At 47.2% G+C, this 13304-nt stretch carries 16 protein-coding genes and 1 tRNA gene; 13 read left to right on the forward strand and 4 right to left on the reverse strand.

The features are described 5' to 3' along the window. The 8 genes from ACQY33_RS02745 to nadE all read left to right on the forward strand — a co-directional run. Nucleotides 1-730: hypothetical protein (locus tag ACQY33_RS02745; protein WP_428073698.1), on the forward strand; the 730-nt coding region annotated here is incomplete at its 5' end. Nucleotides 731-881: 151 nt separating this feature from the next. After that, nucleotides 882-1640, forward strand: a complete 759-nt coding sequence (locus ACQY33_RS02750; RefSeq protein WP_428073700.1) for a hypothetical protein — start codon at nt 882-884, stop codon at nt 1638-1640. Between the two features lie 151 nt (nt 1641-1791). Beyond that, complete coding sequence (locus ACQY33_RS02755) at nt 1792-2061, forward strand: LysO family transporter (protein ID WP_428073702.1); 270 nt, start codon at nt 1792-1794, stop codon at nt 2059-2061. Further along, on the forward strand, nt 2058-2678 hold the full coding sequence (locus tag ACQY33_RS02760) for a lysine exporter LysO family protein (protein WP_428073704.1): 621 nt from the start codon (nt 2058-2060) through the stop codon (nt 2676-2678). The genes ACQY33_RS02755 and ACQY33_RS02760 overlap by 4 nt, the downstream gene beginning before the upstream one ends. A gap of 74 nt (nt 2679-2752) precedes the next feature. Beyond that, nucleotides 2753-4027 (forward strand): trypsin-like peptidase domain-containing protein, encoded by a 1275-nt coding sequence (locus ACQY33_RS02765; protein WP_428073706.1) that lies wholly within the window; start codon nt 2753-2755, stop codon nt 4025-4027. A 48-nt stretch (nt 4028-4075) separates the two neighbouring features. Continuing rightward, nucleotides 4076-5305 carry a trypsin-like peptidase domain-containing protein gene (locus ACQY33_RS02770; RefSeq protein ID WP_428073708.1) on the forward strand — a complete coding sequence of 410 codons (1230 nt, stop codon included), beginning with the start codon at nt 4076-4078 and terminating at the stop codon, nt 5303-5305. A gap of 87 nt (nt 5306-5392) precedes the next feature. Beyond that, on the forward strand, nt 5393-6217 hold the full coding sequence (locus ACQY33_RS02775) for a hypothetical protein (protein WP_428073710.1): 825 nt from the start codon (nt 5393-5395) through the stop codon (nt 6215-6217). A 125-nt stretch (nt 6218-6342) separates the two neighbouring features. Next, nucleotides 6343-7074 carry an NAD(+) synthase gene (gene nadE / locus ACQY33_RS02780; protein WP_428073712.1) on the forward strand — a complete coding sequence of 244 codons (732 nt, stop codon included), beginning with the start codon at nt 6343-6345 and terminating at the stop codon, nt 7072-7074. Nucleotides 7075-7224: 150 nt separating this feature from the next. On the opposite strand, the gene ACQY33_RS02785 is transcribed toward nadE, so the two are convergent. Further along, nucleotides 7225-7299, reverse strand: a tRNA-Arg gene (locus ACQY33_RS02785). Nucleotides 7300-7455: 156 nt separating this feature from the next. Here ACQY33_RS02785 and ACQY33_RS02790 point away from each other — a divergent pair. From ACQY33_RS02790 to ACQY33_RS02800, 3 genes are read left to right on the forward strand one after another with little or no spacing between them, the layout of a single operon-like run. Further along, on the forward strand, nt 7456-7602 hold the full coding sequence (locus tag ACQY33_RS02790; protein ID WP_428073714.1) for a hypothetical protein: 147 nt from the start codon (nt 7456-7458) through the stop codon (nt 7600-7602). Further along, nucleotides 7592-8305, forward strand: coding sequence for a hypothetical protein (locus ACQY33_RS02795; protein WP_428073716.1), 714 nt, complete (start codon nt 7592-7594; stop codon nt 8303-8305). The genes ACQY33_RS02790 and ACQY33_RS02795 overlap by 11 nt, the downstream gene beginning before the upstream one ends. Before the next feature lie 15 nt (nt 8306-8320). Further along, nucleotides 8321-9481: a tetratricopeptide repeat protein gene (locus ACQY33_RS02800; RefSeq protein WP_428073718.1), complete on the forward strand. Its 1161-nt coding sequence runs from the start codon at nt 8321-8323 to the stop codon at nt 9479-9481. Here ACQY33_RS02800 and ACQY33_RS02805 read toward each other — a convergent pair. Beyond that, nucleotides 9478-9906, reverse strand: coding sequence for a YqaA family protein (locus ACQY33_RS02805; RefSeq protein ID WP_428073720.1), 429 nt, complete (start codon nt 9904-9906; stop codon nt 9478-9480). The two genes, ACQY33_RS02800 and ACQY33_RS02805, sit on opposite strands and share 4 nt — an antisense overlap. A 14-nt stretch (nt 9907-9920) precedes the next feature. Continuing rightward, a complete protein-coding gene (locus tag ACQY33_RS02810) occupies nt 9921-10412 on the reverse strand; it encodes a DNA-deoxyinosine glycosylase (RefSeq protein ID WP_428073722.1) in 492 nt (163 codons plus the stop codon). A 67-nt stretch (nt 10413-10479) separates the two neighbouring features. Between ACQY33_RS02810 and ACQY33_RS02815 the strand changes: the two genes are divergently transcribed. Further along, nucleotides 10480-12258, forward strand: coding sequence for a DUF2207 domain-containing protein (locus ACQY33_RS02815; protein WP_428073724.1), 1779 nt, complete (start codon nt 10480-10482; stop codon nt 12256-12258). 67 nt (nt 12259-12325) lie between these two features. Here ACQY33_RS02815 and ACQY33_RS02820 read toward each other — a convergent pair whose 3' ends face one another. Beyond that, nucleotides 12326-12793 (reverse strand): C-GCAxxG-C-C family protein, encoded by a 468-nt coding sequence (locus ACQY33_RS02820; RefSeq protein ID WP_428073726.1) that lies wholly within the window; start codon nt 12791-12793, stop codon nt 12326-12328. Nucleotides 12794-12892: 99 nt separating this feature from the next. Between ACQY33_RS02820 and ACQY33_RS02825 the strand changes: the two genes are divergently transcribed. Next, nucleotides 12893-13126, forward strand: coding sequence for a hypothetical protein (locus ACQY33_RS02825; protein ID WP_428073728.1), 234 nt, complete (start codon nt 12893-12895; stop codon nt 13124-13126). Nucleotides 13127-13304 lie beyond the last annotated feature (178 nt).

Consider the following 13304-nt stretch of genomic DNA (forward strand, 5'->3'; position numbering starts at 1 on the left):
AGTGCAGTATAGCGGCAAAAGTACAACAACCCGCCAATGCTCTGGCGAAAACAGCAAGTGGACGGGTACCATCACGGATACGTACAACCACGATACCTGCACCTGGACTTATGGCGACAATAGCAGCTGTAAATGCGCGGGGCAGCCGTCTAACTTGACCAAAACGGAAAGCTGCCCTGCCGGATATGTGGGATCCATCACTTACAAATATAATACTAGTTTAGACGTGTGTGCATGGGAAGAATCCTCTAGAAATTGTGTAGAAGGTTGTAGTGATGCAACCTATAAAGCTAACCATAAGAGTGAATGCTGTGCATTAGCGGATACTACGGATCCTGTTTGTTATACCGATTGTGATTGCCGCCTTACAGGACATACTACAGAAAATAGAAAATTAGTATCTACACTATCTACCTCTTGTCAGCAGGTTGGCCCTTCTACTTGCCGGTGGGAAGTTGTTGGAGCTAATAATTATGCCACTGGTAAGCAATGCAATAGTCCCGATTATCTTGTAAGCATTCATCCTAGTGAAGGCACCGGGGAGTGCACTTGGTTGGAGGAAAAACGGTTTAGTAGACCGGGTTGTAAATATGATTGGTTGTCTACATCTGGTCGTCCTTCGGCGAGAGGTTGTGTAACTTCTGTAGGAGTACAAGCTCCAAAAGAAAATGTCTATAAACAGAAATATATCATAAAGAAAGTGTGTGATCGTTGTAAGAACGGTTGGTAATTAGTTTTACGTAGCTTTCGGTTTTTTCATGGCCGAGAGTTTACGCCCCAAGGGAACCCGCACCTGCACAGTGCGGGTTCCCCTTTATAAATCACGCTTGACAAGCGGCCAAAAAAACGTAAACTGTAAACAAGGGATACGATAAACCATTATGATTATTAAAAAAATTGCAGTGGGTTTAGCCGTTTTGTTAGGGTTTTCCGCCCCGGCGTGGGCCCAATTGCAGGATACTTGGCACTTTGGGGTAAAGCCAACTGAAAACATAACCACTTTGGAGGTTAACCCGGCTTTAACCGTTATTGATGATAAAGCCGGTGTTTCTTTGAATACAGTTACGCTAAAAACCTATCGGGTAATTAACGAAAACTACAACTGGGGGGTGGAGTTGCCCCTCGCCCGCTATGAAGCACCGGGCAAATCGGTAAACGGTATTGGGGACGTAAGTTTATCGGCCACCGGGCTTTATCAGGCTAACGATATGCTGGGCCTGGGCGTTAAAATGGAAATGCTGGCCCCTACCGCCACCAAGGACGAACTGGGCACCGGAAAACTGGTTATGAGCCCCACCGCATTTGCGGTTATCACGTTCCCCAACCAGTTTTATATGCATTGGGAATATAAGCATTATGTTTCCGTGGCGGGGGACGGCGCACGCGCCGACGTCAATTACGCCCGCCCTCGGCTTACGCTGGGGTATACGTCGCCTTCCCAGTGGTATGCGTTGACCAACTTGTATTATTATGTGGATTTTGAAAATGACATGCGCAGTGAATTTGCCCCGGAGTTGGAACTGGGTACTTTGGTAAATGAGGGCACGGCTTTTTATGTAAACGTCAGTACGCATGCCGGCGGAAATTGGGACCAGAAAGACTGGGGCGTAAGCATTGGCTTTAAGCTGTTGTATCTGTAAGTTCCCGTAATGGAAACGGGGAATATGCCCCATGGAAAAGTACCGCATAAGACGGGAAGCCGCCTGTAATGGCAGGGATTCCCGTCTCGCGTAAGAGACAATTTGATAAAATATAAATACCCCTGTGAGGGGTATTTTTTTAGGTGGGACAATGATTGCGTTAATTTCTGTTATGTTTTTGGGGATAGCTTTAGGTTACGCTTTGCGCCGCCACGCGTGGACGCTTGCTCTGCCCCGCACGATAAGCGCGGTTATTTTCGTTTTGTTGTTTTTAATGGGTTTTAGCATTGGGGCCAATAAAGGGTTGTTGGGGCAGCTGGCTTCTTTAGGGGGGCAGGCGTTTGTTATTTCTATGGCGGGTACGCTGGGCAGTATTTTTTGCGCCTGGGGGTTGTGGCGCTGGTGGAGGCGCGAGAAATGAAAAACAGTTTACTTGTTTTAGGTTTTTTTGCCTTAGGCTGCGCGGCGGGGGTGTATTTCCCTAATGAGCTTGCGGCGGACAAGGCTGCTTTGTGGGTATTGTACGCGCTCATGCTTTTTGTAGGGATGAGTTTAGGCAGTGACAGACAGTTAAAACAAATCTTGCGTTCTTTGCGCCCCAAAATGCTGCTGTTGCCCTTGGGAACGGCAATTGGCACGTTGGCCGGTGCCGCTTTGGCGGGGTTTATTCTAAAACAATGGGGGTGGGCGGATTATTTGGCCGTCGGCAGCGGGTTTGGGTATTATTCCCTTTCTTCCATTTTGATTACCCAGTTAAAAGAAGCCTCTTTGGGGCCGGCGCTTGCCGGGCAGTTGGGAACGGTTGCCTTGCTTTCTAATATGATTAGGGAAATGTTTACCTTACTTTTTACCCCGCTGCTGGTGAAATATTTTGGAAAACTTTCCCCTATTTGCGCCGGGGGGGTAACTTCCATGGACGCTACTTTGCCCGTAATTGCCCGCTATTGCGGAAAAGATATGGTTTTTTTGGCGGTCTTCCACGGGGTGGTATTGGATGTTTCCGTCCCGTTTTTCGTGTCCTTTTTCTGTTCCTTTTAACTAGGTCCTAAAGTATAGTGAAGATAGGTCTTTTGGCCCTGTTTTTGCAACGCCTAGAAACTTATAATAAAATTATGCTACTTGGATTAAAAAATAAACAGATTTGCGCTCTGGTTTTGCTGGCAGGCGTTTTTTTGTCTGCGCAGGCGCCTCTTTGGGCGCAGCGCGGAAATGCTAAAAATTTATATAAGAGAGCGGCGGGAGAAGCCGCACGGTCTTATTCTGAGGAATCCGTCAGAAAAGCGGCTAAGCTGGTGAAGGGGCTGGCTCCTGCAAAGTTACGCGGGTCTTCGTATTCTATCCAGCGTCAGGCGGCGCCCTCTTTGGAGGAATTGCGCCGCAGTTTGGCGGAATTGGAAAATTTACAAAAGGCTTTATTGCAGGAAAAGCTGTTTTTAGAAGGGCAGGAACGTACGCGTTTGGCTGTTTTCCAGGCTATACCGGACGGCTCCTCCCCCGTTAATACCTATTCCGGCACTGTTTTTAAAATCAATTACCTGGGGGAAGAAGAGATTTTTGGCGTTATAGCTTCCCATACGTTGGCCAAACAGCCCGGCTTGCCCGGTTTGTTGGGTAAAGAGTTTCGGGCGGCCGTGCAGAGAGAGGGCCACGTATTTGTAATACCCGTTCAAGTGGTGCAGACTTCTTCCAGTAAAATGTTGGATTTGGCATTGGTGAAGTTCCGTAAGGAAGATGAGGCTTTGTTCCAGCCTTTGGTTATGGGAAATGTCCGTCTGGCGGATAAGGAACTTTATTCCCACGGCTTTGCCTGCGGACTGCCGATGACGCTTTCTTCCCGCACGGTAAAAAGTATATCCCCGGGTTTAATCAAAACCACCATTTCTTTGGATAAACCGGGCCGGGCCGGGCTATGCGGCAGCGCCGTGTTAAACAATCAACATGAATTGGTGGGCATTCACACGGGAAGCTCCTCTGCTTTAAAAAATCCCGCGGATGATACCGGTTATGTTGTATCTTCTAGCATGTTAAGGGTATTGGTGAAGGCGTATCATAATAATGGGCGGGCTGTTTTCCCGGTTCTGCTTAACGCGGTTCGCATTACCCAAATTAATGTGGATGAATTTATTTCCTACGCGGAGCTGATGGATGAACAAGGCCGGGTGCTGTGGCATAGATCTTTTGAGGGGAGGTATTCTCCCCGCCAGATAGAAGCACAGCTTAATTTGTTGCCCAGCGTGCGTTATATCAAGCTAGGGATTGGAAAAACCAGCTGGAGCCAGCCGTTTGGAGCCTTTGGCCCGGCAACTGTTATGAAAGAGAGCCAAAACATTCGTACCGTATGGTTTGACTGGAAACAGGGAAAAGAAATTGAAAAAATACTTTTCTAGCCTTGTTTTTTACACAAAAAAACAATATTCTATTGAAGAGGGCTTTTTATGCGTTATGCGCTTATTTTTCTTGTCTTGTGTATTTCTTATTCTGGCGTTTTTGCCCAGGGTTCCGCGGCCGGGAAAGGACTTTCCCGCCGGTTGTTAGAAAATGCAAAAAATCCTGGCTATCAACAAGCGGCGGAAAGGCTGTTTGCCGTGCCGGCGCGGGCTTCCAAAGCGGCGGACGCGATGACGAAAGAGTCTTCCTCGGATAAAGTCCGCCAGTCTTTAGAACAGCGCATCGCCTCTTTGCAGGAACAAAACCAAGCCTTGCAAGCTCAAATTAATGTGTTAAAAAAATCCGGCCGGTTGGACGGGGCTACTTTCCGCGCGTCTGAAAATGACGACCCGTTTTCCAACGTGTTTTCCGGCACGGTTTTTAAAACCAAATATAACGGACAGGATGAAATTTTTGGTGTAGTGGCCGCCCATACCATCGCGCCGGATATTTCCCACTCTTCAGACGCGTTGCATAAAAATTTTGTTGTGGTTATGCACATCAATGGGGAAAGAAAACGTTTCCCGGTGGAAATTGTGCAAGTGTCTGCTCCCAGTATGCTGGATATGGCGCTTGTTAAATTCCGCCCGCAGGACGAGGCCTTTTTAACCCCGCTTACGGTTCAGCCTAATGTGCGTAAAGGGGAGCCTTTGTACTCCCACGGGTTTGCTTCCGGAACGGAAACGGATATTCCGCGGGAAGTTTTGGCGGAATCTTATTTGTCTTTCCGCACTACTATACCCGTTCCGCGTGATAAACGGCCTGGTTTTTGCGGCAGTCCTGTATTAAATTCCCGTCACGAGCTGGTGGGTATCCATACCGGCAGCGTATATGAAAAAGCCGGGGAAAGCTGCGATATTGGGTTTGCCATGTCTGCCAAATTTTTAAATGTATTGGTGGAAGCTTACCATAATAACGGGCAGGCTCAGTTTCCGCTGGTGGTGGAAGGCCGCACGCTGGCTAATATGAATGTGGATGAGTATGTGTCCGTAGTAACGCTTTATGATGAAAATATGCGCCAATTATGGCAGCAAGGCTTTGATTATAAGTTTTCCCAATCCAAGGTGGCGCAGGCTATACGCGGCCTGCCCCAGGCACGCTATGTACTAACCACAACCCGCCGCGCGTATTGGGAGGATGATGGTAAAATTTTAATGGAAAACCGTTCCCGCTCTGATAAGACTAAAAAACGCTATAAATATGATTTGTGGGAGAATAAAATTGTTAGCGTAAAGTGATTGTTATTTAAGCATTATTTTATTTTCTATATAATTATTTAAAAGCCGCCGGAAAAAGCCGCCGGAAAATTTTTACAAGGGGAGCTTATGAATTTTTTACCTCACGCGTTTGCCCGTTTTTTTATTTTCTTGACGGCTTTTTTATTTTGTGGTTTTTCGGTATGCCGGGGGCAAAGCGCGTACCAAATTCTCCTGATGACGGGCAAACTGTCTGAAAACAAGGCGCCTGTAAGGATAATCACCCGCCAAATGCAGGCCCCTGCCGCTTCGTCAGCCTTAGCCAACCGGGTAGTTTCTTTAAAGGGTCCGATGAGTTTGTGCATATCTTCGGCTTCTCATCTTCTTTCTTATAAAAAATATAAGATAGAGATTCCTTGTGTGAATATTGTGGCAAAGTATAAGGTCCCGCCGCTGCAAAGCCCTTCTTCGCTTTGGGGCAGCTATCACTATTTGCACTTGTTAACGATTATTTCCCGCACAAGCGCGGCGATTGATCCGGCCTATAAAGAACAATGGAAAGTGGTTCCAGACTCCGCTGGTTACCGCGGCGTGCATCATATTGTGAATAAGACCACTTTGCGGCATATTTATAAAGATATGAAAGAAGCTTCGCAAGAAAAAAAAGAATTTTTTGCTATTAAGTTTTCTGATTTGCACAATGATTCACCCGGTTCTTTGCATCCTTTTCATGGGAAAAATCAATTTTCTCATATTTTTCATAATTCTTCACGTCAATTGGAATTGTATGAAGAGGGGGGGATTAAGCTAATCGTGTTGGATTATTTTAAGTCCCTCAGGCAGTTGGCTTTGCAATACCCGCAAGAGGCGCCTGCCATCCCTGCGGAAGTGGTTAAAAACACTTTGCTGGAATCTAAATTATGGTGCGAAACCTTTCAGTTGCGCTGGGAATAATGTGGGGGCGTTTTATTTCCCGAATAAAATAAAAAGAGGCCTGAAAAATATTTTTAAAGAAAGTAAAATAAAAAAGAATTTGTATTATTCAAAAATTATTCTATTGTGGTTAATGGAGTTTGAAAATGATTTTTAACGCAGAACAAGTAACTAAGAGCTTAGTGCGCTGGTTAAGCCAGTGTTTTGAGGAAAATGGAAAAGACTGTAAGGCGGTGGTAGGTATTTCCGGGGGAAAAGACAGTACGGTGGTGGCGGCTCTTTGTGTAAAAGCGTTAGGAAAAGACCGTGTGGTGGGCGTGTTGATGCCTAACGGCATACAACGGGATATAGAGGATTCTAAAGCGGTTTGCCGCCATTTAGGAATTGATAATTTTCTGATTAATATAAAAACCGCTTATGATGATATTTTGGCCCAAGCAGCAACACAGGTAAATGTCAGCCGGCAAAGCAGTATTAATTTGGCGCCCCGGCTTAGAATGGCATCTTTGTATGCGGTGGCGCAGTCCGTCAACGGCAGGGTGGTTAATACGTCTAACCTGTCTGAAGCTTGGGTGGGGTATTCAACCCGCTATGGGGACGGCGTGGGGGATTTTGCCCCGCTTTTAAATCTTACGGTAACGGAAGTAATTGCAATTGGAAAAGTTTTGGGCCTGCCTGATTATTTGGTAACAAAGGCCCCTTCGGACGGTCTTACCGGTAAAAGTGATGAAGAAAAACTGGGCTTTACTTACGCCGCCTTGGACAAGTATATCCGCACCGGTGTGTGTGATAACCCTTCTTTTAAAGAAAAAATAGACCTGTTGCATGCAAAAAATTCATTTAAAACGCAATTAATGCCGGCATTTAAATACCAGTAAACCACGCTTTCGCGTGGTTTAAATGGTGCGCCCTAGGCCGTATTGTAAGGATACGGCGGACAAGTTCACTCTGTAGCTACAAATGCGGTGTTCTCCAACGGAAATAATCCTTGCGCCCCAATAAAAAACCACGCTTTCGCGTGGTTTAAATGGTGCGCCCAACAGGAATCGAACTTGTATCTTCAGCTCCGCAGGCTGACACTCTATCCATTGAGCTATGGGCGCGGAAATCTACCTCAAATTCTTACTACCCAAATATTTTAACATTTTTGTGTAGGGGTTTCAAGAAATCCTTTGGGAGGGTTTTTATCCCGCGGTGTTTCTATAAAATATTATAGCATTTCTGCCGGGAGCCGGGCGGGAAACTGGTATAATAAAAATATGAAAGAAAATAATACAGGTACTTACGTGTACGATAAAAAATTAGGCAAAATGGTGAAAATATCTTCCTGCGTGCCTTCTGTTTCCAAGCAGGGAAAAGGACACGTTTGCCACGGGTGCTGCGGGCACTGCCGGCATGAAGATTAAGTTATCCGGGCAAAATTCCCTTTCTGCCGCCCGGGAGGCGCTGCGCGCTTGCCTGCGGTTTTTGCTGCAGGCGTTGACATGGGTTTTTTTGCCTCATATGTTGCTGGGAGCCGTTATTTTTGTAACGGTGGGTATATCGGCATATCAAACCGGGAGGCCATGGCTGGCAAATGCCCCCATATTGCTTGGTTTATGGGCGGGAATCATTTTTTTGATATGCGGTTCTTTTGCTTTTGTTTATGCGTTGCTGACGGCGGGTTTATTTGCTTTGCGCGGCGCCAGTGAACGGGTGGAAGATTTGTTATACGGGCTGTTTGGGGCAGTAAAAGAACGAATTGCCGCTAAAATAGACAGTATGGACGAGGGACTGGCTAAAGACCAAGCCAAGTTATTACTGACTACCAACTTGACTGAAGTGATAGCGGAGTTAAAAAAGTCCAATTTGCGCTCGGTTGCGGCAATGGCGGCCAATGTTTTTTTGGGGCTGGTGTCTTTTGCTGCCAAATCGGTGTTAATAAAGAGGGTAATGGATGTTTCCGGTACGACCGTAAGCATGGGTTCTGTTTTTGCCAGCCGGGTTACATTGGTTGGGGCTATTTTTTTAAATATGTCTTTGATTTGTACGGTTTTATTGTGGTTTTTATATTTTGTAGGGGTTTTATTGTTTGGCAGCAGTATTTGGTTTGTTTTTATGGGAAAATAATTGTTTAATATGAATATGTCTAAGATATGGCTTTCTGTGGTATGCGTGTGTTATGCGGCTTATGCGTTTGCGGCGGTGCCGTCCTTGGCGTCCGCCCAAGCGGAAAAAGATCCGGCCAAACAAATTAAAATGTTAAACAGCATTATTAAAAAATCACCCAAGCTGCGCAAGGCATACCACTTGCGGGCGGACGCGTACCGCGCCCAAGGCCGTTACAAACAGGCTATTGACGATTACACCAAAACCATTAAGTTGAGTCCTAAACTGTCATTTTCTTATTATGCGAGGGCGTTGGCGTATATGGATATGGGCCGCTGGTCCTTGGCGGAAGATGATTTAACCAAAGCCATTTCACTTAACAAAAGCTACCGGGATTTTTATTTAAACCGCGCCCGTGTGGAAATGGAGCTTAAAAAATATGACGCGGCTGTGGCGGACTATCAAAAATATTTGGGCCGCCGCCGTGCTACGCCGGAGATTTCTTTGGCGCTGGCGCAGGCGTATATCGGCGCGTATAAATATGATAAAGCCCGCAAAGAACTTGCCTCTCTTGCCAAGCGCACGCCGGACAGCCCGGAAATGCTCTTTTGGCAAGGCCGTATAGAACAGCTTACCGGAAAGCCCGATGAGGCCGTTTCTTTTTACAGCAAAGCCGTCAACCGGGACGCTACCTACACCCCCGCCTATTTGCGCCGGGCGGATACGTTTAAAGAAATGGGGGATTTAGAGGCCGCCCTGGAAGATTTTACCACGCTGATTACGCTGGACTCCAAGGACGCTACCTATTACAACCGCCGCGGTTTGGTATATGAAGAAATGAAAAACTTTACCAAAGCGGTGGAAGATTATAACAAAGCCATAGAGTTAAACCCCAAATGGTCCATTCCGTACAATAACCGCGGTTTTGCGTATATGAATTTAAAGAAGTGGAAACAAGCCAAAGAAGATTTGGAAGCGTCTATTCGTTTAGAGTCTTCCGCCCCTACGCCTTACATTAATTTGGCGGGGGTTTATTGGCTTAGCGCAAAAGATAAAAAAAATACCTATCAAAATTTGGAAAAAGCCATTAAACATAATTTCCGCAATTTTGATTCTTTATACGATGAAGACCAAAAAGGCTGGATGTTTAAAGACATTAACAAAACGGCCGAGTTTCGCGCCATTATGTACCGCTAAATCCCGCTTTTCCACGCCAAAAACAGCCACCAAATCATGATATAACGTACCCCCTTGCCCACGGTAACCAACGGCAAAAATACCCGCATAGGCACGTTTAATATGCCCGCGGCGGCGGTAAGAGGGTCTCCTATTACGGGGGCCCAGGCAAAAAGAAGCGTCCACCGGCCGTAACGGTTAAAGGTGCGCTGGGCTTTTTGAAGTTGTTGATCGGAAAACGGAAACCACTTTTTATGGCATAAAGAAGAAGCCCACTTTCCCAGCCACCAGTTTACCCAAGCTCCCAATACGTTGCCTGCGGTGGCGCAGAGTATCAGCGCCCAGGCGGGCCAATTTCCGGTGTATAACTGCCACCACAGAATTCCTTCGGATTGGGCTGGCAACAAGGTGGCGGCTAAAAAAGAGGCAAAAAATAAAATGACCATGTTATTATGTCCTTTTATACACAGGCTTGTTGGAGGGCGCTTTTCCATATAGCCAGCTTTTGCGGGTAAGAGAGAGCCGCGTTTGCCGGGCTGGTGGAAGGCAGCAAAAGATATGTTTTTCCGGGTATTTGCCCAAAATGGCGGACAAAAAGTTGATGTGCGGCCTGCCCGTTAAAAAGCAATGTCTTCACCGTGGGGTATTGTTTAAACAAACGGATAAAATCGTTTGGTTTCCCGTCCCGGATATGGGCGTCTAAGCTGCCGCTTCGGCGGCAGGCGGCTAGGGTGTCCCACAACGCGCCGCCGTGCTGAAGCAAAGTTTGCAGTTTGTCCGCATAGTCTGCCGGGGCCCGGCCCGGGGCAAAAACGTCAAAAATAATAGGCCAAAAAGCGTTGTGTTTATAGGCGTAATATTCCTGCGCCTCCAGAGAGGCTTTTCCCGGCATACTGCCTATTATCATAAACCGGCTTTGCGGGGTTATTACCGGCGGAAAGCTTTTTAACATATGGTTAAATTATATGAAAGTTTTTAAAATTGCTACAATAAAACCAATAGTTCAAAAGGGGGAAAGCATGAAGAAACTTCTTTTTGCCGTTTTGTTTGCGTTTTTTTCCTGCGGCGCATGGGCGCAGGAGCGCATTACGCAGTTTGCGTCTAACGTGCGTGTGGATAACCAAGGCACCGCTTTGGTGCAGGAGGAAATATCTGTTGTGGCGCAACATCAAAACATCCGCCGCGGCATTTATCGGGATTTGCCTAATAGTTCCAAAGTGCCGGTGGAAGTATTGTCTTTGGAAATGGACGGAGCGCCGCATCCGTTTTTTATAGAAAAACACAAAGATTTCTTGCGCGTTAATTTTGGGAACGATCATTTCATCCCCCGCGGGCCGCACACCTATCGTTTGACCTATATGATGAAAAATGTGGTGCGCTTTTTCCCAGAGTATGACGAGTTTTACTGGAACGTAACCGGAAATGGGTGGGTTTTTCCTATAGAACGCGCGGTTTTTGAGTTGGATCTTCCGCAAGGTGCCCAGGCCGATGAGGGGCGTATATCCTCTTATATCGGGTATTATGGGCAGAAAGGCTATCCGGCCGTGCGGGAAAATTTACAGTTTTGGACGCCTTCCCCTTTAGCGCCCCGCCAAGGGCTTACGGTGGCCGTCCCGTGGCAAAAAGGCGTGGTGGAACCCCCGGCGCTGGGCTGGTGGCAGCGCAATGAGCAAAACGTGGTGTTTGGCATTGTTTTAGCGGTTATTTTGTTATTATGGGGGTTTTATTACGTCAGCTGGCGCCGGGTGGGCAAAGACCCGGACGCGCGGGTTATCCGCTTGTTTGATCCGCCGGAAGGCTTTTCTGCCGTTATGACGAATTATGTGTATTATATGGGCATGTCTAACTCTTCGTTGGCGGTATGCATTACCAGCTTGGCGGTAAAAGGCGCGTTGGAAATAAAAGAAGACACTTCTTTTGTTTCCGGTACCAAATACACGCTGACATTAAAGAATAAAGACGCGGATATGTTGTCTTTGGAAGAAAAGGCCGTACTTGACACAATATTTGCCCACGGCCGAACAGAGGTGCAGATGGGCATGGCCTCCCGCTTTATATTTAAAGAAGCGCAGCTTGGTTTATCCAAATGTCTGCAGCAACGGGGCGGCAAACAGTATTTTGTGTTTAACTGGAAATACAATTTAGCCACGCTGGCGGCTTTAGGTGTTTTCTTGTTAGTGGGGGGAATTAGCAATCCTTCCATAGCGTCGGCAATGCTTGGGGTGTTTATTACGGCGGTCACTTATATTTGGGCCAACGCGCGCCGAAAAACCGTTTTGGGCACGTTGGGAGCGGTAGCTATTCTATTTATGTTAGGCGTATTTGTCCGCGCGGTGTTAGAAGAAACGGCTTATCCGCTTCCCGTATGGTTAGGAATTATGCTGGTTAGTATTTCCGGCGGTTTTTTTGCCTGCTGGATACAAAGCTATACCAAGCAGGGCCGTCTTATTATGGACCAAATAGAAGGCTTTAAGGAGTACTTGGAAATTGGGGAAGGGGGACGGGTGGAAATGTCTAACCCGGCGCAGGCGGCGCAAGTGTTTTGCGATTATTTGCCCTATGCCTATGCGTTGGGCGTACAAAGCAAATGGCTGAAGGCCTTTAAAAAACATATGGACGAGGCCGTCCTCACTCAAGCTATACACAGCCGCGGGTTGATGTTACGCAATGTGGGGATGTTAAGCTCCGTGGTGTCTGGTTTTACGGCGGCGGTCAATCAGTCGTCCGGTTCCAGCGGTTCGGGAGGAAGCGGTTTCTCCGGCGGCGGTTTTGGCGGCGGAGGCGGCGGAGGCCGTTAGGTAAATTTTAAACCCCGGGTTTTTGCGTAAACCCGGGGTTTTATATATTCATCACTTGAAGCGATTGTTAATTGTCCGCTTGTTTTTCTTCCTGCTCTTTTAAGTATTCTTCCAGCAGGCGCGCGGCGCAGCCCACTTTTTCCACACAGGGGCGCACTTTGTAATACTCGGGCGTTCTGGGGGCGGGAACCGGGGAACCTTCCGGTTTGGAAAGGCCCAATAATTCCCGGCAGATGATAGAGCCGTTTTCTTCTTTAAACCGGCGCACCAATTCCTGCACGCGGGCATACATTTGGGCTTTATGTTCGGGGGAGGCGTCCGCCTGGCCGTATTTCAACCCCAGCGCCATTAACATGCCGCTTACCGCGCCGCATGTCTCACGCAAACGTCCAATGCCGCCGCCAAAAGGCAGGGACATTTTCAGGGCGGTTTGTTCATCTAGGCCCAGTTCTTTGGCGTAAGCTCCCAATACAGCCTGGGAACAGGCATGCCCTTTTAAAAAAAGTTGTTTGGCTTCTTCTTCGTGTTTTGTCATATATAAATTATATAAATAATTAAATATTTCTTTCCTTGGTATACCGATAAAATGCTATGATAATAAAAAATAAAAATAAAACTAGATGAGGTTATTATTATGAAAAAAATCATGATGTTACTTGCCGTATTAGCCAGCGCCGGTTTATTAGCCGCCTGCGGCAATGCCGCCCAGGAAGACGCTGTCCCGGTGGAAGAAGCTGTTGCGGTGGAAGAAGTGGAAGTTATTCCCGCTGAAGAATCTGCTGCCGCTGAAGAAGCCGCGCCTGCCGAAGAAGCCGCGCCTGCTGAAGAAGCCGCCGCTCCGGCTGAACAACCGGCCGCCGCTCAGTAATCTGAAAGGCTGTTTGTTGATACGCCCCGCAAGGGGCGTTTATAACTACTGCTCACAATAAACCCCGGGCGTAAGCCCGAGGGATGGAGTGTGTATCCCCAAATCTTCATATTTAGTACCATCTCAATATGGAACTTACCAAATTAAGTCACTGCGTTTATCACTGCCGATACCACAT

The sequence above is a fragment of the Candidatus Avelusimicrobium aviculae genome (assembly GCF_949292495.1).
Classification (GTDB): domain Bacteria; phylum Elusimicrobiota; class Elusimicrobia; order Elusimicrobiales; family Elusimicrobiaceae; genus Avelusimicrobium; species Avelusimicrobium aviculae.